Origin of the sequence: Corynebacterium ulceribovis DSM 45146, from assembly GCF_000372445.1 — a bacterium.
GTDB classification, from domain to species: Bacteria; Actinomycetota; Actinomycetes; order Mycobacteriales; family Mycobacteriaceae; genus Corynebacterium; species Corynebacterium ulceribovis.
This window is the reverse complement of sequence record NZ_AQUY01000002.1, coordinates 455,640-480,392: the sequence shown is the minus strand read 5'-3', so window position 1 is coordinate 480,392 and position 24,753 is coordinate 455,640. Positions and strand designations below refer to the sequence as shown.

The 24,753-nt window shown below is 60.5% G+C and carries 19 protein-coding genes; 1 reads left to right on the top strand and 18 read right to left on the bottom strand.

The annotated features are described in order from the left end of the window. Positions 1–12: 12 nt before the first annotated feature. Positions 13–1,704 (top strand): HNH endonuclease signature motif containing protein, encoded by a 1,692-nt coding sequence (locus A3EC_RS0107820; RefSeq protein ID WP_026162314.1) that lies wholly within the window; start codon positions 13–15, stop codon positions 1,702–1,704. A 143-nt stretch (positions 1,705–1,847) separates the two neighbouring features. Here the strand turns inward: A3EC_RS0107820 and ileS are convergent, their stop codons facing one another. From ileS to rsmH, 18 genes are all read right to left on the bottom strand, one after another. Then, the gene (gene ileS / locus A3EC_RS0107815; RefSeq protein ID WP_018024625.1) at positions 1,848–5,045 is read right to left on the bottom strand and encodes an isoleucine--tRNA ligase; all 3,198 of its coding nucleotides are present in this window, start codon (positions 5,043–5,045) and stop codon (positions 1,848–1,850) included. 328 nt (positions 5,046–5,373) lie between these two features. Beyond that, complete coding sequence (locus A3EC_RS13055) at positions 5,374–5,529, bottom strand: hypothetical protein (RefSeq protein WP_018024624.1); 156 nt, start codon at positions 5,527–5,529, stop codon at positions 5,374–5,376. Between the two features lie 109 nt (positions 5,530–5,638). Continuing rightward, positions 5,639–6,649 (bottom strand): DivIVA domain-containing protein, encoded by a 1,011-nt coding sequence (locus tag A3EC_RS0107805; protein ID WP_018024623.1) that lies wholly within the window; start codon positions 6,647–6,649, stop codon positions 5,639–5,641. A gap of 478 nt (positions 6,650–7,127) precedes the next feature. Next, on the bottom strand, positions 7,128–7,427 hold the full coding sequence (locus tag A3EC_RS0107800; protein ID WP_018024622.1) for a YggT family protein: 300 nt from the start codon (positions 7,425–7,427) through the stop codon (positions 7,128–7,130). 53 nt (positions 7,428–7,480) lie between these two features. Beyond that, complete coding sequence (locus A3EC_RS0107795) at positions 7,481–8,035, bottom strand: cell division protein SepF (protein WP_018024621.1); 555 nt, start codon at positions 8,033–8,035, stop codon at positions 7,481–7,483. Between the two features lie 93 nt (positions 8,036–8,128). Beyond that, complete coding sequence (gene pgeF, locus A3EC_RS0107790; protein WP_018024620.1) at positions 8,129–8,830, bottom strand: peptidoglycan editing factor PgeF; 702 nt, start codon at positions 8,828–8,830, stop codon at positions 8,129–8,131. A 20-nt stretch (positions 8,831–8,850) separates the two neighbouring features. Then, positions 8,851–10,161 (bottom strand): cell division protein FtsZ, encoded by a 1,311-nt coding sequence (gene ftsZ / locus A3EC_RS0107785; RefSeq protein WP_018024619.1) that lies wholly within the window; start codon positions 10,159–10,161, stop codon positions 8,851–8,853. 146 nt (positions 10,162–10,307) lie between these two features. Then, complete coding sequence (locus A3EC_RS0107780) at positions 10,308–10,964, bottom strand: cell division protein FtsQ/DivIB (RefSeq protein WP_018024618.1); 657 nt, start codon at positions 10,962–10,964, stop codon at positions 10,308–10,310. A gap of 13 nt (positions 10,965–10,977) precedes the next feature. Further along, entirely contained in the window at positions 10,978–12,432 is a 1,455-nt protein-coding gene (gene murC / locus A3EC_RS0107775; RefSeq protein ID WP_018024617.1) for a UDP-N-acetylmuramate--L-alanine ligase, read from the bottom strand. Continuing rightward, positions 12,429–13,544 carry an undecaprenyldiphospho-muramoylpentapeptide beta-N-acetylglucosaminyltransferase gene (gene murG / locus A3EC_RS0107770; protein ID WP_018024616.1) on the bottom strand — a complete coding sequence of 372 codons (1,116 nt, stop codon included), beginning with the start codon at positions 13,542–13,544 and terminating at the stop codon, positions 12,429–12,431. The genes murC and murG overlap by 4 nt, the downstream gene beginning before the upstream one ends. After that, positions 13,541–15,088, bottom strand: coding sequence for a peptidoglycan glycosyltransferase FtsW (locus A3EC_RS11805; protein ID WP_018024615.1), 1,548 nt, complete (start codon positions 15,086–15,088; stop codon positions 13,541–13,543). The genes murG and A3EC_RS11805 overlap by 4 nt, the downstream gene beginning before the upstream one ends. A 2-nt stretch (positions 15,089–15,090) precedes the next feature. Further along, positions 15,091–16,512: a UDP-N-acetylmuramoyl-L-alanine--D-glutamate ligase gene (gene murD, locus A3EC_RS0107760; protein ID WP_018024614.1), complete on the bottom strand. Its 1,422-nt coding sequence runs from the start codon at positions 16,510–16,512 to the stop codon at positions 15,091–15,093. Beyond that, complete coding sequence (mraY, locus tag A3EC_RS0107755; RefSeq protein WP_018024613.1) at positions 16,512–17,618, bottom strand: phospho-N-acetylmuramoyl-pentapeptide-transferase; 1,107 nt, start codon at positions 17,616–17,618, stop codon at positions 16,512–16,514. The genes murD and mraY overlap by 1 nt, the downstream gene beginning before the upstream one ends. Before the next feature lie 2 nt (positions 17,619–17,620). Continuing rightward, positions 17,621–19,117 carry a UDP-N-acetylmuramoyl-tripeptide--D-alanyl-D-alanine ligase gene (locus tag A3EC_RS0107750; RefSeq protein WP_018024612.1) on the bottom strand — a complete coding sequence of 499 codons (1,497 nt, stop codon included), beginning with the start codon at positions 19,115–19,117 and terminating at the stop codon, positions 17,621–17,623. After that, on the bottom strand, positions 19,114–20,721 hold the full coding sequence (locus A3EC_RS11800; protein ID WP_018024611.1) for a UDP-N-acetylmuramoyl-L-alanyl-D-glutamate--2,6-diaminopimelate ligase: 1,608 nt from the start codon (positions 20,719–20,721) through the stop codon (positions 19,114–19,116). Before A3EC_RS11800 ends, A3EC_RS0107750 begins: the two co-directional genes overlap by 4 nt. A 41-nt stretch (positions 20,722–20,762) precedes the next feature. Then, on the bottom strand, positions 20,763–22,718 hold the full coding sequence (locus A3EC_RS0107740) for a peptidoglycan D,D-transpeptidase FtsI family protein (RefSeq protein WP_018024610.1): 1,956 nt from the start codon (positions 22,716–22,718) through the stop codon (positions 20,763–20,765). A 92-nt stretch (positions 22,719–22,810) separates the two neighbouring features. Next, positions 22,811–23,662, bottom strand: a complete 852-nt coding sequence (ftsL, locus tag A3EC_RS12500) for a cell division protein FtsL (protein ID WP_018024609.1) — start codon at positions 23,660–23,662, stop codon at positions 22,811–22,813. Between the two features lie 2 nt (positions 23,663–23,664). Next, entirely contained in the window at positions 23,665–24,669 is a 1,005-nt protein-coding gene (gene rsmH / locus A3EC_RS0107730) for a 16S rRNA (cytosine(1402)-N(4))-methyltransferase RsmH (RefSeq protein WP_051061027.1), read from the bottom strand. Positions 24,670–24,753: the final 84 nt, after the last annotated feature.

Below are 24,753 nucleotides of genomic sequence, written 5' to 3'. Positions count from 1 at the left end.
AGGGGAGGAAACATGTCGATGCCACGGCCACGGATTGGCGACGCCATGACGGATAATGTCAGCGCGCAGCCTGCGCATAACCCTTCTCAGCTTAGCGTTGTCGAGAGTGGGGATAACGCTAGCAACCAGGCATGTTTCAGGCATCCTGCTTTTGCGCACCTAGAAGCACTGTCCGTTGCATTCGATGGGCTGATATCTTCACTCACCGACACCAGCAGTGAGGGATCGCAACAGCAGGAGCTACCATTTTGGCAACTTATTGAGATAGCACAACAGTTCGAGACTATTGCCGCTCAGCGTGGCCTCATCGACCTGCATGTCACTGGTACGCTGCTGACCCCGCGCGGAATTGAGGCTGCGGGTACGCGCAACACCATTAGTTTCCTTATGGACCACCTGGGGATTTCTCGGCGGGAAGCCACTGACCGGGTTCGTGCTGCGGAACTCGATGGGGACATTGAACCGGATGGTTCCGCCGAATCGCTGAGCCCAGACAGCGCCGCGGAAGAAGCCGCCACTGCCCCGCTGACAGAGGAAGAGCGCGCCGCCGAAGCAGCTCACCGCGCCGAACAGCAACGCAAACGCGCCCAGAATGCCCGGGCAGCCCAGTCGGCGACCGCAAATGGCGACCTCACCATCCCGATCCGCGCCGACATTATGGCGGAGCTGCGGAAGCTTCTGCCCGGCGGCACCATGACCGCTGAAGATATCAAGGAGAAGGTCTACGCTGAACTGGACAACCTCAGCGCGCATGAAATCAAACTGCTGGTGCGCGAGCTGGTGGCCCGTTCCAATGACACCGTGCGCAAACCGAAGGACCGGCACGCAGACCAGCGCCGCCGAAAGCTGTTTCTCAGCAAACCTGACGCCGATGGCTGCGTGAACATCCGCGGCACGCTTGACGGTGTGTCAGCGACACTGGCGCTGCAGCTGTTTGGTCAGTACAGCAAACTTGGCCATGGTGTGGTCGGCGGGGTCGAAGCAGATAAACGCACCTTTGAACAGCGAAACGCGGACGCGCTGCGGGAAATCCTCAAAAACGCGGCCGCCCACGCCCAATCCGGAAACAACAGCCGCGGCGGACTCGCAAGCCTGGTTATTGTCGCTAACGCGTCCGATTTCGCGGACACGGAAGCGCGGAAGCAGGCATCGTGGCAGCGCAAGTTTCACACCAACGTCGGCACGACCCTCAATATGGCGCAGCTGGTCAGCCTTGGTTTGACTGACAATCTGCTGCTCAGCCTGATCGATACACGCGACGGCCTCGCCCCGATCGATATGTCACTGTTTTCCGGGCACCGCATCGCCGGGTGGGCGCAACGCATCGCGCTCCAGATTCTCGACGGCGGCTGCCAACATCCGGGTTGTTCCGAGCCGATTGCGAACTGCGAAATCCACCACATCGAGCCCTACCACGACGGTGGAACCACCGACCTGGCGAACCTCGTTCCCCTCTGCCGAACCCACCACCGCCAAAACGACGACTCCAGGCAGGCCCGCAACCGAAGTCACATGTGCGACCGCACCGAAAAAACCAACTTCCGTTCCGGAAGTGTGCGTATTGACGGAAATGGCAACCCGCAACCACCACGATTCAATGATGGGCCAACGAGCAGGCAAGCCCCAGGGTATGTCCCATCCCCAGACGCTGGCCCACCCGAACCGCCAGATCCACCAGGCCCACCCGAGCCGCCGGACCACTAACTAACCGGCGCCACTTCCCGTTCCTTACGCCTTGCATCCCATTTCCAAACACAAAAGCAGGCACCCCACAGTTCAGGGTGCCTGCTATTCGTGCCTCGTTTCAGGAAGGCGCTTTCGCTCCTTCGCTGACGCTTCGCTATTGCTTACGCCTCAGCCTTTTCCAGTGCGGCAGTCACACCTGCAACGACTTCACGGACTTCGTCGCGTGGTTCTTCAGCGGCAACTGCAGCGTCAATAAGCACAAAGGACGTCGCCAACACTTCACCAGCAATGTAGTCCTGGTGGCGTTCTGCCCACTCCAGCTTGTCGGCCGGTACTGCCAGTTCCACGGAAATGCGGTCGGACACCTCAAAGCCAGAAGCCTTACGGGCATCCTGCAGGCCACGGATAATGTCGGCGGCCCAACCTTCAGATTCCAGTTCATCGGTCACTTCGCGGTCCAGTACCACAAGGCCATCCACGTGGTCGATTTCCGCGGTGGAGTCCGGGTCGGTGGCAACGAGGCGGCGGCTGAATTCGCCTTCCTGCAAAGTGATGCCATCGGCAACCACTGCCCCATCCACGACTTCATAGTTTCCGGACTTCACAGCCTTAATGACGCGCTGAACGTCCTTGCCCAGGCGTGGGCCGGCTGCGCGTGCGTTAACGACAACTTCGAACGTGCCAGCTGCGTCAACGTCGTCGGTCAGGACGACTTCCTTCACGTTGACTTCATCCTTGATGATGTCCGAGAAGGCCGCCAGGTCGGTGGCGTTCGGCACGGCGACGGTCACTGCTGGCAGTGGGAGGCGGTTACGCAGCTGCGAAGACTTACGCACCCGCGAGGAGGCCGAGCACACGTCACGCACCAGGTCCATTGTGTCGACGAGGTGGTCGTCGTGTGGCAGGTCAGCAGAGTTTGGCCAGTCAGCGAGGTGAACAGAGCGGCCACCGGTCAGACCAGTCCAAATCACTTCGGAAACCATTGGCAGCAGTGGTGCAGTCAGACGGGTCAGCACTTCCAACACGGTGTACAGCGTGTTGAAGGCTTCCGGGTGTTCGTCTTCGCCGGCCCAGAACCGGTCACGGGACCGGCGGATGTACCAGTTAGTCAGCGTGTCGGTGAACAGGCGCACGTCGTTGCAGGCGCCGGAGATGTCCATGTTGTCCAGCTTGGCGGTCAGGTCATCGACGAGGCGGGACAGTGCGGACAGGATGTAGCGGTCGAGCACGTTGTCCGAGTCCACCGACCATTGCGCAGGCCGGGAGGCGTAGAGCTGCATGAAAGACCATGCGTTCCACAGTGGCAGCAGTGCCTGGCGGACACCGTCGCGGATGCCCTGCTCAGTGACGGCCAGGTTGCCGCCGCGCAGGATTGGCGATGCCATGAGGAACCAGCGCATAGCGTCGGAGCCGTCGCGGTCGAACACCTCATTGACATTCGGGTAGTTCCGCTTCGACTTCGACATCTTCTGGCCGTCCTCACCCAGCACAATGCCGTGGGCAACGACTTCCTTGTACGCAGGGCGGTCAAACAGTGCGGTAGCCAGCACGTGCATGGTGTAGAACCAGCCGCGGGTCTGGCCGGAGTATTCCACGATGAAGTCAGCAGGCGCGTGGGTGTCGAACCATTCCTTGTTCTCGAATGGGTAGTGCTTCTGCGCGAACTGCATCGACCCGGATTCGAACCAGCAGTCAAAGACTTCTGGTACGCGGCGCATCATGGACTTGCCGGTTGGGTCATCTGGGTTTGGTCGAACCAATTCATCAATGTCTGGGCGGTGCAAGGAGGCTGGCCGCACACCAAAGTCACGTTCCAGTTCGTCCAGGCTGCCGTACACATCGGTGCGTGGGTAAGCAGGGTCGTCGGACTCCCACACTGGGATTGGTGAGCCCCAGTAACGGGTACGGGAGATGTTCCAGTCACGGGCATTTTCGAGCCACTTGCCGAACTGGCCGTCGCGGATGTGCTCCGGAGTCCACTTCACTTCGTTGTGGTTCAGTTCGACCATCCGGTCACGGAACTTCGTCACTTCCACGAACCACGATGGCAGTGCCATGTAGATCAGTGGTTCGCCGGAGCGCCAGGAGTGTGGGTAAGAGTGCTCGATGGTTTCGTGGCGCACCACACGGCCGGCTGCCTTCAGGTCACGGATGATGTTCTTGTTCGCATCAAACACCAGCTGGCCTTGGTAGTCCGGCACCTCAGAGGTGAACTTGCCGTCCATGTCCACTGGGATGACCAGCTCGATACCGTTTTCCTTACAGACCCACATGTCGTCTTCACCGAAAGCAGGTGCCTGGTGGACGATACCGGTGCCATCTTCAACGGTGACGTAGTCAGCTGCCAGAACACGGAAAGCGTTTGGCTGGTCAGCGAAGTAGTCGAAAATTGGCTGGTACTTCAGACCGACGAGCGCAGAGCCTGGGTACTCGTTGAGCACGGAGGCATCGTCACCAAGCTCCTTGGCGTAGGCACCCATCAGGTCCTTCGCCAACAGCACACGTTCACCGCGGAATTCTTCCACGCCGCTATCGCCCACACGTACCTCGACGTAGGTGACCTCTGGATGGACGGCCAGCGCCAGGTTAGATGGAAGGGTCCATGGTGTGGTGGTCCATGCCAGGAGTTTGGCGCCGAGCAGGTCCCAGGCGGCGGCGTCCGCACCGTCAACGTCTACGATTGGGAAGGTGACGGTCAGCGCTGGGTCTTGACGCATTTTGTAGGCGTCATCCAGGTGAGTTTCCTGGTTAGACAGTGGCGTGTTCTCCGCCCAGGAGTATGGCAGGACGCGGAAACCCTTGTAGACCAGGCCTTTGTTCCACAGTTCCTTAAACGCCCAAATGACCGATTCCATGAATGGCTGGTCCATGGTCTTGTAGCCATTTTTAAAGTCGACCCAACGTGCCTGACGGGTCACGTAGTCTTCCCATTCCTGGGTGTATTCCAGCACCGAGGTAGCGCAGTAGTCGTTGAACTGTGCGATACCCATGCCTTCAATCTGGGCTTTGTTCTTGATGCCCAGCTGCTTTTCAGCTTCGAGTTCTGCCGGCAAGCCGTGGCAGTCCCAGCCGAAGACGCGGCTAACTTGCTTGCCCTTCATCGTCTGGTAGCGCGGGACAATGTCTTTGACGTAGCCGGTGAGCAGGTGTCCGTAGTGTGGGAGGCCGTTGGCGAATGGTGGGCCGTCGTAGAAGACGTATTCGTCGGCGCCGTCGCGTTGGATAACGGAGGCGGCGAAGGTGTCGTCTTTCTTCCAGAAGTCTAGGACCTGTTCTTCCATTTTCGGGAAGCTGTTGGTCTTGTATACGCCGTCGGTGATGTCTACGCGTGGGTACGCGCCACCTGCTGGGGTAGCCATTTGCCGGGGTTCCTCTTTCGTGTGGACTATCCGTTTGGACTTTGGGCCACAGGGACGCAGTCTTCAGCGTGGGCTGAAGGTGCGCGGTACCACCCCGCTTGGTTCGGCATTGCTGAACATTGCTGAACCCGCTTCGTTGGAACGTGTCGTGTTCTCTCCGCCCGGTTCTACTGAGTCGACGTGGGTAGTCTTCTGTTCTTCCGGGATGCTCCCCGGTGATTGCCGGATCGGTGCATCTGGGTATGCAGTATAGCGCTTGTGTGACGCTGGTTCTATTTTCGGGTGCTTGCTTCTTACGGCCGCTACTGGCGTCTGCTACCGCCGACCGCTACTTGCGGCGCCGCACCGCGTCGATAATCAGCAGCACGATGCCTATCAGCGCAACAACGATGCAGACCCAGGCCCAGAGAATCTGGCCGAGCCAGAGGGCCACGGTGAGCAGGAAGAACCCCACCAGGGCCAAAATGAGTGCGAAGAGAAGCATGTGTTCAATTTAATGCGACATCGTCGTGGCCTGCAAACACTAACGCAAAAACCCACCGACCGGTGCTGGTTGGCGGGTTCTTGTCAGCAGGTGTGCGACTAGTATGCGACTACTGGTCGTCGGTTTCTGCTGGTGCTGCGGAACCGCGGTTGGACAGTTCGTCCAGCTGGGATTCCAGGAAGGTCTTCAGGCGGGTGCGGTATTCACGCTCGTAGGTCTTGAGCTTTTCGATCCGTGCTTCGCCGGCCTGGGACTGGTCGCGCAGGCTGGACATGATTTCGGAGTACTGCTGTTCGGCGTTGGCCTTCATGGCAGTTGCTTCTTCGTTTGCCCGGTTGCGCTTGTCTTCGGCTTCGTTGGTTGCCTGTGCCAGCATCGATTCGGACTTCTGCTTGGCGTCGGCGAGCATGGACTCGGCCTGGTTGCGGGCGTTGTTCATGGTTGCTTCGGCTTCGCGGCGTGCGTTTTCCACGGTGGAGGTGGATTCTTCGTTTGCCGAACGCAGCTGCTCTTCGGCGGCGGCGCGTGCTTCGCTCATCATCTGTTCGGATTCGCTGCGTGCGTCTGCGGTCAGACGGTCAGCGGTTTCCTGTGCCAGGGTCAGGACGCGTGCTGCCTGGGTGGCAGCGTCGGCGTTCGATGGTGCGGCTGCGGCTGCCACTGGGGTCTGTTCGCCGGCTGGGCGTTCTGCCAATTGACGTTCTGCTGCTGCCGCGCGCTGTTCTGCTTCGTGAGCGCGGCGCTCTGCTTCGGCCAGCTTCTGCTGCAGCTGGGAGACAACTTCGCTTTCAGCTGTTGCGCCACCCTGGGCTGCCTGGGCGTTCTGTTCTGCTTGCTGTGCTCGCGCGTCGGCGTCTGCCAGGCGCTGTTCGTATTCGCCTCGAACTTGCTGTTCAACTTCTGCACGTACTGCAGCTTCGTCGACACCGGCACCGGTAGCTGCGCCACCACCGTTGTCTTCGAGCTGGGCGACTAGGTCATCGCGTTCGCGGACCATGTCCTCGAGGGTGTCCTCAACGAGGTCCAAGAACTGGTCGACCTCGTCCTCGTTGTAGCCACGCTTGCCGATTGGCGGCTTGCCAAAAGCGACGTTGTGCACATCCGCAGGAGTCAGCGGCATGGTTGGTTCCCCTTCATAAGTAGTGCGGGCGCGAGCCCTGCAATCAACTCACCAACTTCAATTGGAACATCCAGAACCAAAAGTTCGGTCAGTCAACCACATTGTTTCGAACTGTAAATTGTTTACTCTCAAAGCCAGTTTAGTAACTCTAGTCACGAATGCCACTTAAACGCACCATTCGTCCACAAAATTCACAAAACCGACCGGTCCGAATTGTTGTATCTATGTTCAATTGCCAAACGGCCAAACACCATTTGCGTCTCATTTACGCAAGTCTGAAGCTCAGCTCGAACTCGAGGATACCACGGACTCCCTCATGAATTCCGTGGTCAGTCCGCGTGTTTCAGCACTTTTTGGCATTTTCTCCGCCATTTTGCCGCCATTTTGCCCCCTTTCCCCTCCTGCGACTCACCAAATACAAAAAGACCTGACCCACACCGGGAAGGTTGGTGTGAATCAGGTCTGCCGCGCGCGTCGTTTAGCTAAACGCTGCAACTTGCAGTCGCAGCACAATTTGTAGCACCGCCAGAATCAGGAACAGCACGATGACCGATAGGTCCAGTGCAATCCCGCCTAGTTGCAGCGGCGGAATCAGTTTGCGCAGGGCGCGTACTGGCGGGTCGGTCAGTCGGAATACGAATTCCCCGACGATGGAGTAAATCCGGCCTGGCCGCGGTCGGCGGCCGAAGCTCTGGATCATTTCCATGACGATGCGCACCAGTAGCAGCAGCACATAGAGTCTGACCAGGAAGTAGAGGATAGCGAAAAAAGAAGCCACGGTTAAAGGTTAGCGCAGCAGGCGCGCCGGTCCTACCAGCGCTCTGCCCGCAGTTAGACGGACTGGCGCTGACCAGCGGTGTAGGTCTTGAAGGATTCCATCTTGGCGATTTCAAATACGCGTCCGGAGCGGCGCTTGAAGTGGCCGTCGAATGCGTATGCCAAGCCCGCAGCAAAGTCGATGATGCGCTTTGCTTCGGCGGTCGACATATTCGATACGTCGAATAGCACCACGTCACCGCGCTTAACTGCGTCACCAATCTGCACGGCGTCACCGTATTCGGTGGCTACCAGGGTAATTTCTTCTGGGATGTACAGCGGTTCTGCAACTGCTGGCACCGATGGTGCGGCTGGTTCGACTAGGCGTGGGGCACGGCGCTCGTCGCGACGCTCGTAGTAGTCGTCGTGCTCGTCGACGGCTGGGCGTGCGTAGCGGCGTGGTGCGTGCTGCGTTTCGTAGGCGTCATGCATGTCACGCGCGTCACGAACGTCGTGGTCACGGCCACCGCGGTCGTATTCACGGTCGTAACCGTCGAAGTACTCGTCTTCGAAGTCGTCAATTGGCGTCAGTCCGAAGAAGTCCTTCGTGCGCTCTAGAAAACCTGCCATGGTTTGCGTTCCTTCCCTGGGTTGTTACTCACTTAAACGTACTGGTTTTTCGTCCGCTTCTGGGGTTCCGACACGCCTTATTTGAAGTTTTTGTCACTGCCACACCACACCGGCTTGCCGTCCGGTTGCCCCTTGCGCCCGCCGGTAGGAGAACAGGTCCTCCGACGCAATGGTGCACCGCGGGTCAACGGAAATGTCCTGGATACCCAGGGCTTCGGCTTGTCGCACTAGGCCGGCGCGCACGTCAATGCCCCAGGTGCCCTGCAGGGTTCGGCAGAGGCTTCCAGGTAGTTGCTTATTGACGTTGCGGGCCATTTCTTCGGGTAATTCGTATCGGCTCCCCGACGCAGCTGGCCCCAAATGCATGCTCGTGGTTTGGGCTGTCGCGCCGAGTTGCTGCATTGCGCTGACGGTTGCTGGCAAGATGCCTGCTTCTGCGCCAACGCGACCGGCATGGGCCACCGCGATCACGTGGTGGGTGTCGTCAATAAGCACAATTGGCGTGCAGTCGGCAACCAAAACCACTAATCCGCAACCGAAGTCGGCGGTGACCAACGCGTCGATGTTTGGCACTGGGCTGGCGGTGGCGCGGTCGACGATGGCGACGTTGGCGGAGTGGGTTTGCTCCATGAAGATGAGGTCGTCAAGGGGCAGGCCGATTCGGCTCGCGAGTTCTTGGCGGTTCGCGGTGACGGCGTCGGGGTTATCACCAACATGAGCCCCTAGATTCAGCGAATCATAGGGGCTCAGGGAGTGTCCGCCGTGCCGCTGCGTGAACAGGTGCTGGGCAGGCATCAGGTTCCTCGGGTTGCGGGTTAGCGGAGGAAGTCTGGGATGTCCAGGTCGTCCTCTTCTGGTGGGGTTTGCTGCGACTGGCGTGGGGCGAAGGTCTGCTCACCGGAAGTGAACAGTCCACCGGAGCGGCCGCCGACGCGGTGTCGACCAGCGCCACGATCCATGCCGCGTTCCATGCCACGGTCGGTGCGTGGTTCTGGGGTTGGGTTTGCGGCGGTGCGCTGCTGGAAGGAGGTGCGTGGTGCTTCGGTTGCTGGGCGTGCGGCTGGTTCCGCTGCCCCACCAACGCCTGCAGCACCGGCAGCTGCGCCTGCGCCGAGGTTGTCGCCACCTGGCAGGGATGGTTCCGCTGGTGCGGCTGGCTTCGTAGCACCGGTGTTCGGCTGGTTAGCGTCAAAGCCGGTGGCAATGACGGTGACGCGGATTTCGTCGCCCAAGTTGTCGTCGACGATGTTACCGAAAATGATGTTGGCGTCTTCGTCGGACTGTTCCGCCACCAGCGACGCTGCCTGGTTGACTTCCATCAGGGTCATGTCGGAGCCGCCGGCAAAGGACAGCAGCACTGCCTTCGCACCCTGCATGGACGATTCCAGCAGTGGGGAGTTCACGGCTGCTTCGGCGGCCTTAACTGCACGGTTTTCGCCGCGGGAGGAGCCAATACCCATCATGGCGGAGCCGGCGCCAGCCATCACCGAGCGAACGTCGGCGAAGTCAACGTTAATCACACCTGGGGTGGTAATCAGGTCGGTAATACCCTGCACACCGTTGAAGAGCACCTCGTCGGCCATGCGGAAGGCGTCGATCATGGAGGTGTCCATTTCACCGATCTGCAGCAGACGGTCATTTGGAATGGTGATCAAGGTGTCACAGGCTTCGCGCAGTTCCGCGATGCCTTCCTGTGCTTGGCGGGTGCGACGGCGGCCTTCGAAGGAGAATGGTTTGGTGACGACGCCGACGGTCAGTGCGCCGAGTTTGCGGGCAATAGCTGCAACCACGGGAGCTGCGCCGGTACCGGTGCCACCGCCCTCACCTGCGGTAACAAAGACCATGTCGGCGCCGCGGAGCGTCTCTTCTAGTTCTTCCTTGTGTTCTTCGGCGGAGGTGCGGCCCACTTCTGGGTTGGCACCGGCACCAAGGCCACGGGTTGCTTCGCGGCCGATGTCCAGTTTGATGTCTGCTTCGGAGAACATCAGGGCCTGCGAGTCGGTGTTCACAGCAATGAACTCGACGCCTTTGAGGCCTTCTTCAATCATGCGGTTGACCGCGTTAACGCCGCCACCGCCGACACCGACGACCTTGATGACGGCGAGGTAGTTGTTTGGTGAGGTCATGAGTTTGTTGCTCGCCTTTCGCAGTAAGTTTCTTCTTCGGAGATGGGTCTATTGTCTTAGATGTTCCGGCGTTTTAGGGGCAAGCGGCGGGTGCGTGTCGCAACCCTAAAGCTGCCCTTGAGGTGCAGTGTTACCCCCTTGTGAAGCTATTTCACCGCAGGCAAGTACGGGTTCGACACATCCCAGTGCTTCCCCTCGCGCTTGAGCACCGTTTCCATTGCCAGCACTTTGTCATGCAGGTTGTCGGTGGAACCAAAGTTCACACTCCGCCCATCATTGAGCTGCAGCACGATCTCCCGCGGCCCTTTCGCTTCCACCTTCTTCACCAGTTTACGCAGTGGGTCATTAAGTGCATTGATAACGTCCAGCGCCGCTTTCACCGTCTCCGGCTTCGGGTCTTTAGCAGCCAGCTCAGCGGTACCTTTTGGCGGCGGACCAACCAGGAACACTTCCCCCTCTTCGTTCACCAGATAGCTTTCGCCTTTGTTCCGGTAAAACATTCGCGGTTGGTGTTCTTCCAGTGTCACCGCCACGGTGCTCGGCAGTTCCCGGTCCACGGCCGCCCGCGCCACCCACGGCAGTTCAACGAGTCTATTCGCTGCCGCCGCAGTATCCACGCGCAGCAAATTCGTGTCATTCAGGTCGGCCAGCACAGCGTCAACCTCAGCTTGCTGGGTGTAGCCCATGCCGTCGACAGCAATGGTCTTCACTTTCAGCACGGGCACAAAGTACAGCACCGCTGCGGCGATAATCGCCAACAGCAGGGCGATACCCGCTGCGATGGTGATGTTGCGTTTCTTCATCCGACTCGCTCAGCTAACTCAGCGCGTCCAAGATTTCGCCCGCCAGCATAGTGACGGTACCGGCACCAATTGTCAGGACAACATCATGCGGGTGGGCAACCTCCCGAACGCGGGCAGGTACCTGGAAGAAATCCGGTTCATAACGGCAGGGCTTAGTGACGTTTTGGGCAATCAACTCACCCGTGACCCCAGTCATTGGTTCTTCTCGGGCACCGTACACGTCCAACACGACAACCGAATCCGCAATCGACAGGGCCTGCGCAAACTCATTGGCAAAAGCTTTAGTCCGCGAATACAGGTGTGGCTGGAATACCGCGATGACGTCACCGGTACCTTCTTGCGCCACTTTTTCCTTCGCTGCATTGAGCACGGCCTGCACTTCAGTTGGGTGGTGGGCGTAGTCATCATAGACCCGCACCCCCGCAAAGTTCCCGTTGGCCACGGTGCCGTAGTACTCGAAGCGGCGGCGCACTCCGGTAAAGTCCGACAGCCCAGCAGCGAGCTTGTTTAAGTCAGCGTCAACGGCCACACCCGCCAAAATTGCCGCGAGTGCATTCAGTGCCATGTGGCGGCCAGGCTGTTGTAGCTGGAACTGCGCCGACTGGCCGTTGACCGTGACGTCCACTTCCGCGCCGACTTTGTTCGCCCGCCACTGGTGCAGCTCACCTACCAACGGGATTTCCGGGAACTTGGCGGCAGCCTCTGCCCCGCCGTAGCCCCACACTGTGGTGCCCTTCGACTGGGCGTAGAGGCCAACCGACGCAGCCCCAGCATCTTCCAAGCAGACAATCAGCACACCATCATCTGGCAGCAGGTCAGCGAATTCGTTGAATACTGCGAAGTACTTCTCGGAGGTGCCGAAGAAATCCAGGTGATCGGGCTCGACATTCGTCAATACGGCAACGTTGGGGGCGTAACCCAACAGCGACGCGTCCGATTCATCGGCCTCGGCAATGAACACATTCCCGCTGCCGTGGTGCGCGTTGACACCGGCTCTGGAGATCAAGCCGCCAACCGCGAAGCTTGGGTCCAACCGTGCGGATTGGATCGCTGCAACCGTCATCGACGTGGTGGAGGTTTTGCCGTGGGTGCCAGCAACGAGGACTTGCTGGTAGCCCGCCATGAGCAACGCCAGCACATCAGAGCGGCGCAGCACCGGAATGCCTTCGGCGTGGGCGCGCATCAGCTCTGGGTTGTCCTGCGGAATCGCCGCGAAAGACACCACGACGCAGGTCGGTGCCGCCGAACCAAGGTCCAGGTTCTCACCGGCGTGGCCGACATTAATCTTCGCGCCAACCGCCCGCAGCCCAATCACGGCGCGGGATTCTTTGACGTCGGAGCCGGTGACTTCGGCGCCGCGGTCGAGCAAAATGCGGGCAACACCGGACATGCCGGAGCCGCCAATACCAATCATGTGGACGCGTTCTAGGCGCGGATCCAATGGGCGATGTGCGTTTGCAGCGGTCATTGGGCAGCTCCTTCGGCAGCAGAAAAGATGAGTTCAGCGATATGATCCGCGGCACCGCGGTGGCCAACAAGCGCCGCAGCCCGAGAGGACTCCGCAAGCGCTTCGGAGTTGGTGACAAACGGAATGACCACCTCGGCCAGCCGCTCTGGGGTCAAATCGGAATCTTTCACAATAATACCGCCACCGGCATCAACCACTGGGCGGGCATTTAGTTCCTGTTCCCCATTGCCATGCGGCAGCGGCACATACACCGCCGGCAGCCCAGTCGCCGACACCTCCGCCACCGTCATAGCGCCAGCGCGGCACACCATCAGGTCCGCAGCGGCATACGCCAAATCCATCCGGTCAATATATGGCAGCGCCACATACGGCGCGCCGCCTGGCCGCTGAGTGACCGTCACTTCATTTTTCTTGCCATAGCCATGCAGCACCGCAATGCCCGCATCCGACAACGCATCCTGCGCGCCCAACACCGCATTATTCAGCGACTGCGCGCCCTGCGATCCACCACTGACCAGCAGCACTGGTCCATCAGCTGGCAAACCGAAATACTCGCGGGCCTCCGCGCGCAGCTCCGAGCGGGACATCTCCGTGATGGTTCGGCGCACGGGGATACCGACCACATCAGCTTTCAGGCCGGAGCCAGGCACCGCCGCCAGGGCTGTGCCTCCCAGCCAGGTACCTAGCTTGTTCGCAAGGCCTGCGCGGGCATTAGCTTCATGCACGAAAATTTTTGGCTTGCGCTTGGCTAGTTTCGCAGCGATATATGCCGGTGCGGAGACATAGCCGCCGAAACCGATGAGGACATCAGCCTGGGAATCGTCCAAAACTTTCTTCGTCTGCTGCACCGCTTTGAGCACCCGGAATGGCAGTTTGAACAGATCCGCATTCAGCTTTCGCGGCACAGGCACTGGGTTAATCAGCTGCAGTTCATAGCCGCGGGCGGGGATGAGGTCAGATTCTAATCCTCGCGCGGTTCCCAACGCGGTGATGCGGCTGCGGTCGTCTTTGGCGCGCAGGGCATCAGCCACCGCCATCGCCGGTTCAATGTGTCCGGCGGTGCCGCCTCCGGCCACCACCACGGAAATTGGTTGGACGGGCGTTGCGGTCATCGGTTCCTCCTGCGTTCAGATGGGTTGTACTCGCCGCGGCGAGGCGACGGCGAGTAGCGCTGTTCACCACGATAGGCGCTGCGCTCAGTTCCGCGGCGGGCTGCCCCACCTGTGCTGCGACTACTAGCGTGGCCGCCAGTACTGTGGCCACCGGTGCTGCGGCCACCCGCTCGACCGGCCGCCGGTGGCATTGCGCCGCGGGCACGCCGCTGCGCACTCGACCGAGCAGTAACTGGTTCCCCGAAGCGCTGCTGGCCTGATGCCCGCTTCGGCTTGTCGGCCCGCTCCGCGCTCGTACTGAGCGCATTGGTTGGCTCCGGCAGCATCAACCAGCGGTCGAATGCTGGCCGCCCATTTTCCTGCATTGCCGAGATTGCTTCTGGTTCATGGCGGGCGCAGCTCGCCAGCAATCCCATCGATGCCAAGGTAATAATCACCGAAGTACCGCCGGCGGAAATCAGTGGCAGCTGCAGACCGGTCACCGGCAGCAAACCAACGACATAGCCCATGTTCACAAAGGCCTGCACGACAATACCGGTGGTGGTAGTCGCAGCGAGTAGCCGCAGGAACGGGTCCTTCGACCGCATTGCAATGCGCATACCGAAAAAGCCGAGCATCAGGAACAGCAGCACCACCATCATGGCGCCGATGAAGCCGAGCTCTTCGCCGACGATGGCGAATACGAAGTCATTTTTCGCTTCCGGCAGGTAGAACCACTTGGCCCTTGACTGCCCTAACCCGACGCCATTGATGCCTCCGTCAGCAAGCGAAAGGTACCCCTGGTACGACTGGTACGCCGCACCCTGGGTGTCCAAGAAGTTGCCGCGCAGACCTTCCAAATACACCGAAATACGGGTGGAACGGAAACCGACGGTCGCGGTGAAAACGACCAGTGCCAACGCCAGTACGACCGAGCCGAGGGTGACAATCCAGCGTGGCATACCGCCGAACCAGCTCAGCGCCACAACAACGACCGCCAGCGATGCCATCATGCCGAGGTCGCGCTCCAGCAGCACCAAGACCAGCACCAGCGCAATAACGATGATAAAAGTACCGAAGAGGCTGATCACATCGCGCGCTTCTCGCAGGCGCTTTGCCAGGAAAGCTGAGCCCCACACACCGAGCGTGAACTTCGCAACCTCAGACGGCTGTAGTGTCAGCGGCCCCAGGACCAGCCAGGACTGCGAACCCATCTGCTCCAGACCCGTACCCAGACCCGGAATCAGCACCAAAACCAGCAAAATAATGGCAACGGCCATCATGGGTACGCCAAGGCGGCGCAGATGTGCTGGCCGGATGCGCATCATAATCCACATGGCGACCAGCCCGGCGAAAACCATCATGAATTGGCGCAGCGCAATCGCCCACACCGAGTTGTTTTCCTGCACCGACATTGCCATCGAGCTGGACAGCACCATCAGCATGCCGATGACGGTCAGCGCACCGGTGACGGCCAGGATGCCAATGTAGTCAGTCAGTGGCCGCGACAGGACGTCCCCGAGCCGCTGCCCGAACGTTGGTTTCGCTGTCTTGGCGGTGGTCATGGTTAGCCTTTCTGGCCCGGTGTCGCGGCGACGGCAGCTTCGGCGAAGCGGTCTCCGCGCGCGGCCATCCCGGAGAACATATCTAAACTTGCGGCGGCTGGTGCCAGTAGCACCACGTCGCCGGGCTGTGCGACCGCTACTGCAGCGGCCGCTACATCACTCATCACGGTGTCAGGGTCGGTGTTATCCAGCACGGTCAGCGGAATGTCTGGTGCGCTGCGTGCAAATGCATCCGCCAGTAGCTGCCGGTCCGCACCAAGCACAATCGCCGCACGCATCCGATGCTTATGCTGCGTAATTAGCTCATCGACGGCAGCGCCTTTGAGCTGACCACCGGCAACCCACACCACTGAATCGTGGCCGCGCAGGGCGGCATCAGCGGCGTGCGGGTTTGTCGCCTTCGAATCGTCAACCCATTTGACTTGACCAGCCTCGTGGACGACCTGTCCGCGGTGCGGCTGCACCGTAAACTCCCGCAGCGCCGTAGCAATCGCTTCCGCCGAGGCCCCCTGCGACCGAGCCAGCGCCGCCGCCGCTAAGGCATCAAGCACACCAGCCGGACCTGCCGGAGAAATCCCGGTTGCCGGTGCCAACGCCACATTGTCACCGAAGCAGTTATCCACCAGCATGCCATCGCGCACACCGAACTCCCCGGCCTCCGGCTCCCCCAACGTAAAGGGGACCAGGCGGGCCGGTACTGCGGATTGTTGTGGGTAGACCTGGGCCAATTGCTTTTTGACGACAGCATCGTCGATACCAACAACAGCGATTTCGCCGGTCAATGCGCGAGCTTTATCTACGGCATAGTTTTCCATCGAACCATGCCAGTCCAGATGGTCCTCCGCCAGATTCAGCAGCGCACCGGCCTGTGGCCGCAGCTCTGGCGCCCAGTGCAGCTGAAAACTCGACAATTCGGCGACCAAAACGTCAATACGCTCCGGTGCCGACAATGCATCCTGCAAAGCGATACCAATATTGCCAACTGACTGGGCGGCCTGACCGTCGGCAAGGAGCATCGCGGTGGTCATGGCGGTCGTGGTGGTTTTGCCGTTTGTGCCGGTGATGACGACCCAGGTGCGCGGCTCGCCGAAACGGCCGGCTTGATCGCCTTCCCAAGCAACCTGCACATCACCAATCACGCTGATGCCAGCCTCGGTGGCCGCCGCGAGCAATGGTGTGTGCGGCGCCCAACCCGGGGAGGTCACCACCAAGTTGATCTGCGGCAGAAAATCAATCGCCTGCTCGGTGGTCAACCACGTGGCGTTATTGGCCGCAGCAACGGCTTGGCCGCGGTCGGCGTTATCATCCGCGATGTACAGGTCGGTGGCACCAAGCTGGCGCACCATCGCAGCGGAACCGGCACCGGATACACCGGCACCCGCAATCAAAACGGGGCCGGAACGCAGTAGTTCGAGGCTGGACATTAGACCCCCTCCCCAGTGACGGACAGCCACTCACCGTAGAAAATGGACACGCCGAGCATGGCTAGGCCCAGGGCAATCAAGCAGAAACGCACAACAACGGTGGTTTCCGCCCAGCCGGAATGTTCGAAGTGGTGGTGGATTGGCGCCATCTTGAAGAAACGCTTACCGGTGGACTTAAACACAATCACCTGAATGACCACGGACGCGGCTTCCACCACGAAAATGCCACCGATAATGACCATGAGCAGCTCCGTGCGGGACATCACCGACACACCTGCGACGAGGCCACCGAGTGCCAGCGAACCGGTATCGCCCATAAAAATCTTTGCTGGGTGCGCATTCCACCACAGGAAACCGAGGCAACCGCCGAGGGCTGCGGCAGTGATGAGCGCCAAGTCGAACGGGTCGCGGACGGCGTAGCAGCCGCCGATGATGTCCGAGGAGCAGCTATTGCGGAACTGCCACCAAGTAATCAACGTGTAGGCGCCCAGCAGAATCGACATGGTGCCGGCCGCCAAACCATCAAGGCCGTCGGTGAGGTTCACCGCGTTGGTCCAAGCGGCGACCAGAATGTAGATGAACGCCAAGAAGATGACGACACCAACGATGGTTGGGCCAATCGCAATGTTGACGGTGTCCAGGTCGCGGATGAAGGACAGGTGCGTCGACGCTGGGGTGTACCCCATGTCGTCTTTAAACAGCAGCGCCAGCAGGCCGAAGGCAATCGCGGCGACGAACTGCAGCACCAGCTTCTGGGTTTTGTTCAGACCCAAGTTGCGGCTTTTGAAGACTTTAATGGAGTCGTCGGCAAAGCCAATGGCACCCATGGCCAGCGTCAGGCCGAGAACTAGCAGGCCGGAGGCCGATGGGCCGTAGCCGGTGGTGGCAAAACCGATGCCGGTCGCGGCGATGTAACCGGCCAACAAACCAATGATGATTGCGATGCCGCCCATGGTTGGGGTGCCGCGTTTGACGAAGTGGCTGGCAGGGCCATCTTCGCGGATCTCCTGGCCGATTCCGCCGTCGGAGAATTTCTTAATCAGCACTGGGGTGAGAAACACCGAAACCAGGAATGCCACCACACCGCTGATGATGATCTGCGTCATCGCTACTTATTCTCCTTTAGTTCACTGCCTGCCAACAATCCTTCGGCCACGCGCCACAGCCGGTCCGCGTAAGACGCTTTGACCAGCACGACATCGCCTGGTCGGGCGCCGCGGGACACCACGGAAATCGCGGCGTCAGTGTCGGCTACAGACACAGTATTTATACCGCGCTTCTGCGCAGCTTTCGCGAGGGCGCTCCGCGCTGGACCGTCGCCAACAACCACCAGATGGGAGATGTGGCGCGAGTCTAGGACCTCGGCGAGGGCTTCATGTTCGCCAATCGCGTCATCGCCGAGTTCGCCCATCTGCCCTAGCACTGCCCACGAGTTGGCATCTGGTCGCGCGGAGACGGTGTACGCCAGCGCTGCGATGCCTGCCCGCATGGATTCCGGGTTGGCGTTGTAGGAGTCATTAATAATGGTGACCCCATCGGCGCGGGTGCGCACATCCATCCGATTCGCCGACGCCGCTGTGTGAGCGGATAGCGCCTGCGCAATGTGCTGCGCCGACAACCCGACCGCATGGCCGACAGCTGCGGCAGCCAGCGCATTGGAGACTTGATGCAGGCCAAAAATCTGCAGTCGCACTGATTGCGGGGTCGCCCCAGGTAGGTTCAACGTAAACGAGGCACGCGCGACTTCATCAAGCTGAATGTCGGTGGCGTAAATCTGCACCTGCGGGTTGGCGGCGGCATGTGCGGCAGTGGAATATTTCAGTACCGGTGCCGCAGTCCGCTTATCCATCGCGGAGACCAAGTCATCATCGGCATTGAGGATGGCGGTGCCGTCGGCTGGTAGCGCTTCCACCAGCTCGCCTTTCGCCTGTGCAATATTCTCCCGCGATCCGAATTCGCCTAGGTGCGCGGATCCAACGTTGAGCACGACACCGATTTTCGGTGGCGCGATCTCCGCGAGGTGCGCAATATGGCCAATACCGCGGGCCGACATTTCTGCGACCAAGTATTTGGTGTCCTGCCCTACCCGCAGTGCGGTGTACGGGTGCCCAAGCTCATTGTTGAAGCTGCCCGGCGGCGCAACGGTCGGCCCGTCGCCCTGCAGTACCGACGCAATCAGGTCCTTCGTCGAAGTTTTACCCGCCGACCCGGTCACACCAACAACCTGCAGCCCAGTGCGTTCCGCCAAAGTATCAACGGTCGCGCGGGCCAACTTCCCCATCGCAGCCAATACCGCAGCACCGGCCCCATCAGGGTCGTGGGCAAAGGCCTCAGCATTGGAGTCCTGTTTGCCAAGGGGCTTAATGACGACAGCAGGGACCCCAATATCCCGCGCCGCGAGCACGAGTGCGGCGCCATCGGCCACCGCACCGGCAGCAAAATCATGGCCATCGACTCGGGCGCCCGGCAATGCGGCAAAAATACTGCCGCGGGTGACATTACGGGAGTCGAATTCGACGGGTCCTTCAATCGGAGTGTCGGGGTCAATGTGGTGGAGTTCGCCGCCTACCAGCGCAGCTATCTCACCTGCGGTCATCGTAATCATTGAGCGGAACCTTCCTGGGGGCTGGCGGAGTGGTCATTGTGAGTGGTGCTGCGCTGGGCTGAGCGCTGAGCTGAGCGTTGGGAAATGGCGCGGGCAACTTCTTCCCGGTCATCGAAATGGTGCAGCGTGTCACCAACTTGCTGACCGGTTTCGTGCCCCTTCCCGGCAACCAAAACGGTATCGCCATTGCGAGCCCATGCAATGGCGTAGTTAATGGCTTCCGCGCGGTCGCCGATATTGACCACTTCTGGCTGCGGTTCCCGTTGCTTCGCGGCCTCGGTTGCTCCCGCGAATACTTGCTCACGGATCGCCGCTGGCTCTTCCGAGCGGGGATTGTCATCAGTGACCACCACGAGGTCCGCGACTTGCGCGGATTCGGCGCCCATTGGGGCGCGTTTGGTGGCGTCTCGGTCGCCGCCGGCGCCCATCACAATGGCGACGCGGCCGTTGGTTTGGGCCCGTAGCGTCGTCAGTGCTGCGCCAATCGCCGCTGGTTTATGGGCGTAGTCGACCACGGCTAGGAAATCCTGACCACCGTCGATCCGCTCCATGCGACCCGGCACCTGGACTTTCGCCATCGCTTCGAGAACCGCAGTGCCGGTCACCCCGACTGTGTGCAGCGCCGCAATGGCCACTAATTCGTTGGCAATGTTGTAGCGACCTGGCAGGCCCACATCGAAACTGGTGCTGCCGTCTGGTCCCTTCGCAGTGGCATGTTGCACACCATCGTCGGCAACACTGTCGTCAATAAGCTCCCACGTCGCTGCACCTGCAGTGGCCTCGGTGGCAACGGTGACTGGGGTGCGCCCAGCGACGGTGAGCATGTCGGCCAAGCGGCGACCCCAGTCATCATTGATGCAAATCACCGGAGTTGGGGCGGCCGCGCCGTTGATGGCCTGGAAAAGTTTAGTTTTCGCGTGGAAGTACTCTTCCATTGTCGGGTGGAAATCCAGGTGGTCCTGCGACAGGTTCAAAAAGACCGCGGTGTCGAAGGCAACACCTCCGACGCGGTGCAGCTCGAGCGCGTGTGAGGACACTTCCATCACTACATGGGTGACTCCGCGGTCCCGCATCGTGGCGAGCAGTCGGTGCAGGTCTGGGGCTTCCGGGGTGGTCAGATGGCTCGGTACTTTTTCGCCGTTAATCCGGGTGCCGGTGGTGCCAATCAGGCCAACCCGAAGGTCGGCGGCCATCAGACCGGCTTCCATCAGATAGGTGGTTGTGGTTTTGCCGGAGGTGCCAGTCACGCCAATCATGGTGAGGTCATCAGCTGGGTGGCCGTAAATCTCGGCAGAAAGAGCGCCAAGTGCGGCGCGGGCATCGTCAACAAGCACTACGGGGCGCTGCGGACCACCGGCCTGCACCATAATGTCCAACCCAGCCGGATCGGTGACCACTGCTACAGCCGCCGCATCGTTGGCATACTTCGCGCCGTGTGCGCGGGTGCCTGGCAGTGCGGCAAACAGGGCCTGCTCCCCCAGTTCCTTGGAGTTCAGCGAAATGCTGGCAACCGGAATGTCGTTTGCAGCGGCTGCGGTTTGGCCGACCGCAGGTACCAGTTGTGCGTCGACAAGTTCTGCGAGGGTGTGCAGCGTAGTCGCCATGGGTAACTCCTTGTGGGTGTGTATTTTGGCGGGAAAGCAGGCTAGTTTACTTCAAGCATCAACGTGCCTTCAGCTGGTGGTGATGGCGAAACGTTGTAGCGGTTCAGCGCCCAGCCCGCCAGGTCGCTAAACAGTGGCGCCGCGGACTGGCCACCGCCACCGTCAGTGCCGCGTTTTGGTTCGTCGAGCATGATGCCGATGACGAAACGTGGGTCGTCAGCTGGGGCGATACCTGCGAAGGTGATCCAGTACTTGTCGTTGGAGTAAGCGCCCGTTTTCGGGTCGACTTTCTGGGCGGTACCGGTTTTGCCGGCTACCTGGTAGCCCTCCACGGATGCTTCTGGGCCGGTGCCGGACTGCCCTGGCGCGGACTGCGTCACCGACTGGAACATCTGGTTCATAATCTTCGCGGTCTCCGGGCTGACCACCCGCACTGCCTCAGGCTGCTCCGCAGGAACCTTTACCCCATCTGGGCCAGTGTGCGAGGCAATAAGGCGCGGCGGGATTCGTTCGCCGTCATTGGCCATCGCCTGGAAAATGCTGGTCATCTGCAACAGGGACAGGGACATACCTTGGCCGATGGGCAGGTTAGCGAAAGTACCACCGGACCACTGCTCGCGGGCAGGCAGCAAACCTTGGGACTCGCCCGGCAGTTCCACACCGGTCAGCTGGCCAATGCCGAATTTGCGTAGCAGGTCCGCGAAGCGGTCTTCGCCGAGTTTCTGCGCAAGCATCAGGGTGCCGACGTTGGAGGACTTACCGAAAATACCGGTGGTGGTGTACTGCACATCGCCGTGGTCCCACGCATCTTTCACCGTCACGCCGGACATTTCGATGGCGCCGGGTACGGTATGCACTTCATCCGGGGTGGTCAGGCCGTGTTCAATGGCACCAGCGGCGGTAATCAGCTTGGCTACCGAGCCTGGTTCAAACGGGCTGGACACCGACAGGTTGGAGATGTCTTTGCCCTTTTTGACCTGCTTACCAATGTCATTGTTCGGGTTGACTGAGTCGGACTGGGCCATCGACAGAATCTGGCCGGTCTTGGCGTCAAGCACCACCGCCGAGGCGTTCTTCGCCCCAGAGTTTGCCTTCGCTTGCTCCAGCTGTTGCTGCACGTAGTACTGCATATCGACGTCGATGGTCAGTTCGTAGCTGGTGCCATCAATCGGGTCACGCTGGTCGCGGGTGGAGCCAGGAATTGCAATGCCATTTTGGGCAATGTCAACCACGCGGCCGCCGTTGATGCCCTGCAGGTAGGCGTCGCGGGAAGCCTCAAAGCCGTATTGGCCGACACCATCCATGCCAATTTTGCCGATGACATTCGAACCGACTGCCCCATTTGGGTACTCGCGGATGTCTTGCCGCTCGGAGGTGATTTCACTGAACTTGTCGGTGATGGTTCGGGCGGTGACGGGGTCGACGTTGCGGACGAGGACCTCGTAGGTCGACTCTTCGTCGCGGAGTTTATTCAGAATGTCTTTGGATTTGATCTGCGAGGAGTCTGGCCGGTCGGGGTTTTTGCCGCCGGAGTCTTTGCCGAGCATTTTTGGTAGTTCGTCGGCGATTTGTTCCATGCGGGTGTCAGCGTCTGGGTAATCCTCCGGCCACAGTCGGTGGCGTTCGTCAAGCAGGGCGCGCAGCCGGTTTGGGTGCACGGTCAGACTGCGGGCTTCCATGGTGAAGGCGAGGGAGGAGCCATTGCGGTCGACGATTTCGCCGCGGCGGGCAGCGTCGATGACTTCAACGGTCCGCTGCGATGCGGCTTTATCGGCAAGGCCTGGGCCTGCCCACACTTGGATCCAGAACAGGCGGCCGACAATCATGCAGATGATGACGAGGCCGATGATCTGCGCGACGCGAATGCGTTGCGTCAATGCCCCAGTAGAGGTGTCAATGGAGTTCCACGCGTTGGGGGTCAGTCCGCCAGCGCTGCGAGGGGCGCGCCGGATGTGTGCATCACGCGGGTCGCGCTGGTCACGATGGTCGCGCGGCACGCTTGATGCTGGCCGTTGCCGGTCTTGGGGTATGTGTCGTCGTGCCCCAGGACGTGCGTTCCCGCCCCGGGACCCGGAGCTAGGAGTGCGGGTCACGGCTGTTGTCCACCAACCTCAGGTCGATCATTCTCTGAGTGTGCCTGGTTTTCCCGGTTCGGTGCGTGAGCATTATCCGGCGTGTTGGAATTACCTTGGGCTTGCACATCATTCTGCATGCCCGGGGTGTATGGAGCCAGTCCAGAGTTCGGCGCTGGTTGGTTGTGCCGCGATTCCGGAGGTCCTGGCGGTGTCATACCTGGGACGTTGTCGGTTTCCTTCGGGTCTGACGTTGGGTTTTTCGGCCGAATTTTCTCGCCGTTGATGTCGGCTAGTTTTCCTTGCTTTTCGACGTCAGCGGGCCGTTTCTCAACGACTTTGCCATCTTTCCGGACTTCTAGGACTCCGGGTTGCTTGATCTGCACCATTCCCATTTCGCCGGCGCGTCGGGAGATTTCGGCGGTGGAGCGGGCGTGTTCGACGTCACGCTGCAGTGTTTCGATTTCGTCAGAAATCAGCTGCCCTTTAGAACGGGCATCGCTGAGTCGGAAGGACTGCTCAGTAGAGATAGCCGATAGCGCCATCGCCAATGCAATGCCGATGGTGCCCACCAGCAAGATCGCGATGACGAATCGGATCATTGACGGGTCCGCGGTTTCCGGCGCAATGCGGCGGCCACGGATGCTGAGGATTTGTTTCGAACCGGTGCGGCTGGCGATTCGGCGACGACGTTGCCGTTCTGGTGCACCATCGGATTTGAATCCGGCGGTGCGGCGTCCTCGGGCGGTCTGTGGTGGTAACCGTCGGCCGGCGTCCCGATCTGGTCGGCGACCAGTGTCTAGGCCGGTGGCAGTGCCCAGACGCGTACGCGACCGACCGTTGGCAGTCTTGTTCAGCGTGGTGGTCATTGTCATTCTCCCGGATTCGAGTCAGGTGCGATTCGTTCAATGGCACGGACTCGCACTGGTGCGGCCCGAGGGTTGTCTTCAATTTCGGATTCGGTGGCCTGTTCGGCACCCCGAGTGATGAGGCGGAACTTCGGCGCGGTGCCTGGTAGTTCCATTGGCAGTCCAGCTGGGGTCTTGGACTTGGTCAGTTCTGCGAGTTGGCGTTTGACAATTTTGTCTTCCAGCGACTGGTAGGACATGAACACTGCCCGACCACCGACCGCGAGGCGGCGGGTGATGACTGGAATGACGTTCTTGAGCGCGTCCAGTTCATGGTTGACTTCCACGCGCAGCGCCTGGAAGGTGCGCTTTGCTGGGTGGCCGCCGGTACGGCGGGTCGCTGCTGGGATGGTGGCGTAGAGCAGTTCCACTAGCCGCGCCGACGTGGTGAAGGGTTCCTTTTCGCGCTCGCGCAGCACCGCAGAGGCGATCTTCCCGGCGAAGCGCTCGTCGCCGTAGTCCTTCAGAATGCGCGCTAGTTGGCCATGCTCATATGTATTGAGGATGTCGGCGGCCGTAAGACCCGAGGTTGGGTCCATGCGCATATCAAGCGGCGCGTCGACGCGGTAGGCGAAGCCACGGTCCGTTTCATCGAGCTGCATGGAGGAAACACCAAGGTCAAAAAGCGCCCCGGCTAAGCCGCGGCGCGCTCGCTCAAATACGGGACCTGGTGTTTCATCAATCGCGTCCCCCACTCCGTCGAAACGCGAATGGACAGTGACGAAGCGATCACCGAAACGGGCAAGCCGACGGGACGCCCCGGCGAGTGCCTGGGGGTCGCGGTCGACGCCGATGATGGCAATGTTCGGGAAGTTTTCCAGCAGATACTCACTGTGTCCGCCAGCACCGAGGGTGCCATCGACAATGACACCCTCGGCGGGGTCTAGAAGTTCGGTAACGCGGTGCAGCAGCACGGGAACATGTCCACTGGAGTACACGTCGTTGGTTTCTGGGTGTTGTGTGGTCAAAGTTCCCTCCCTCCCTGGGCTGTACTGCTGGCATCGTGCGCGGTACTTACAGGGCCCTACCCGGTGACCTGATGTCGGGGAAGT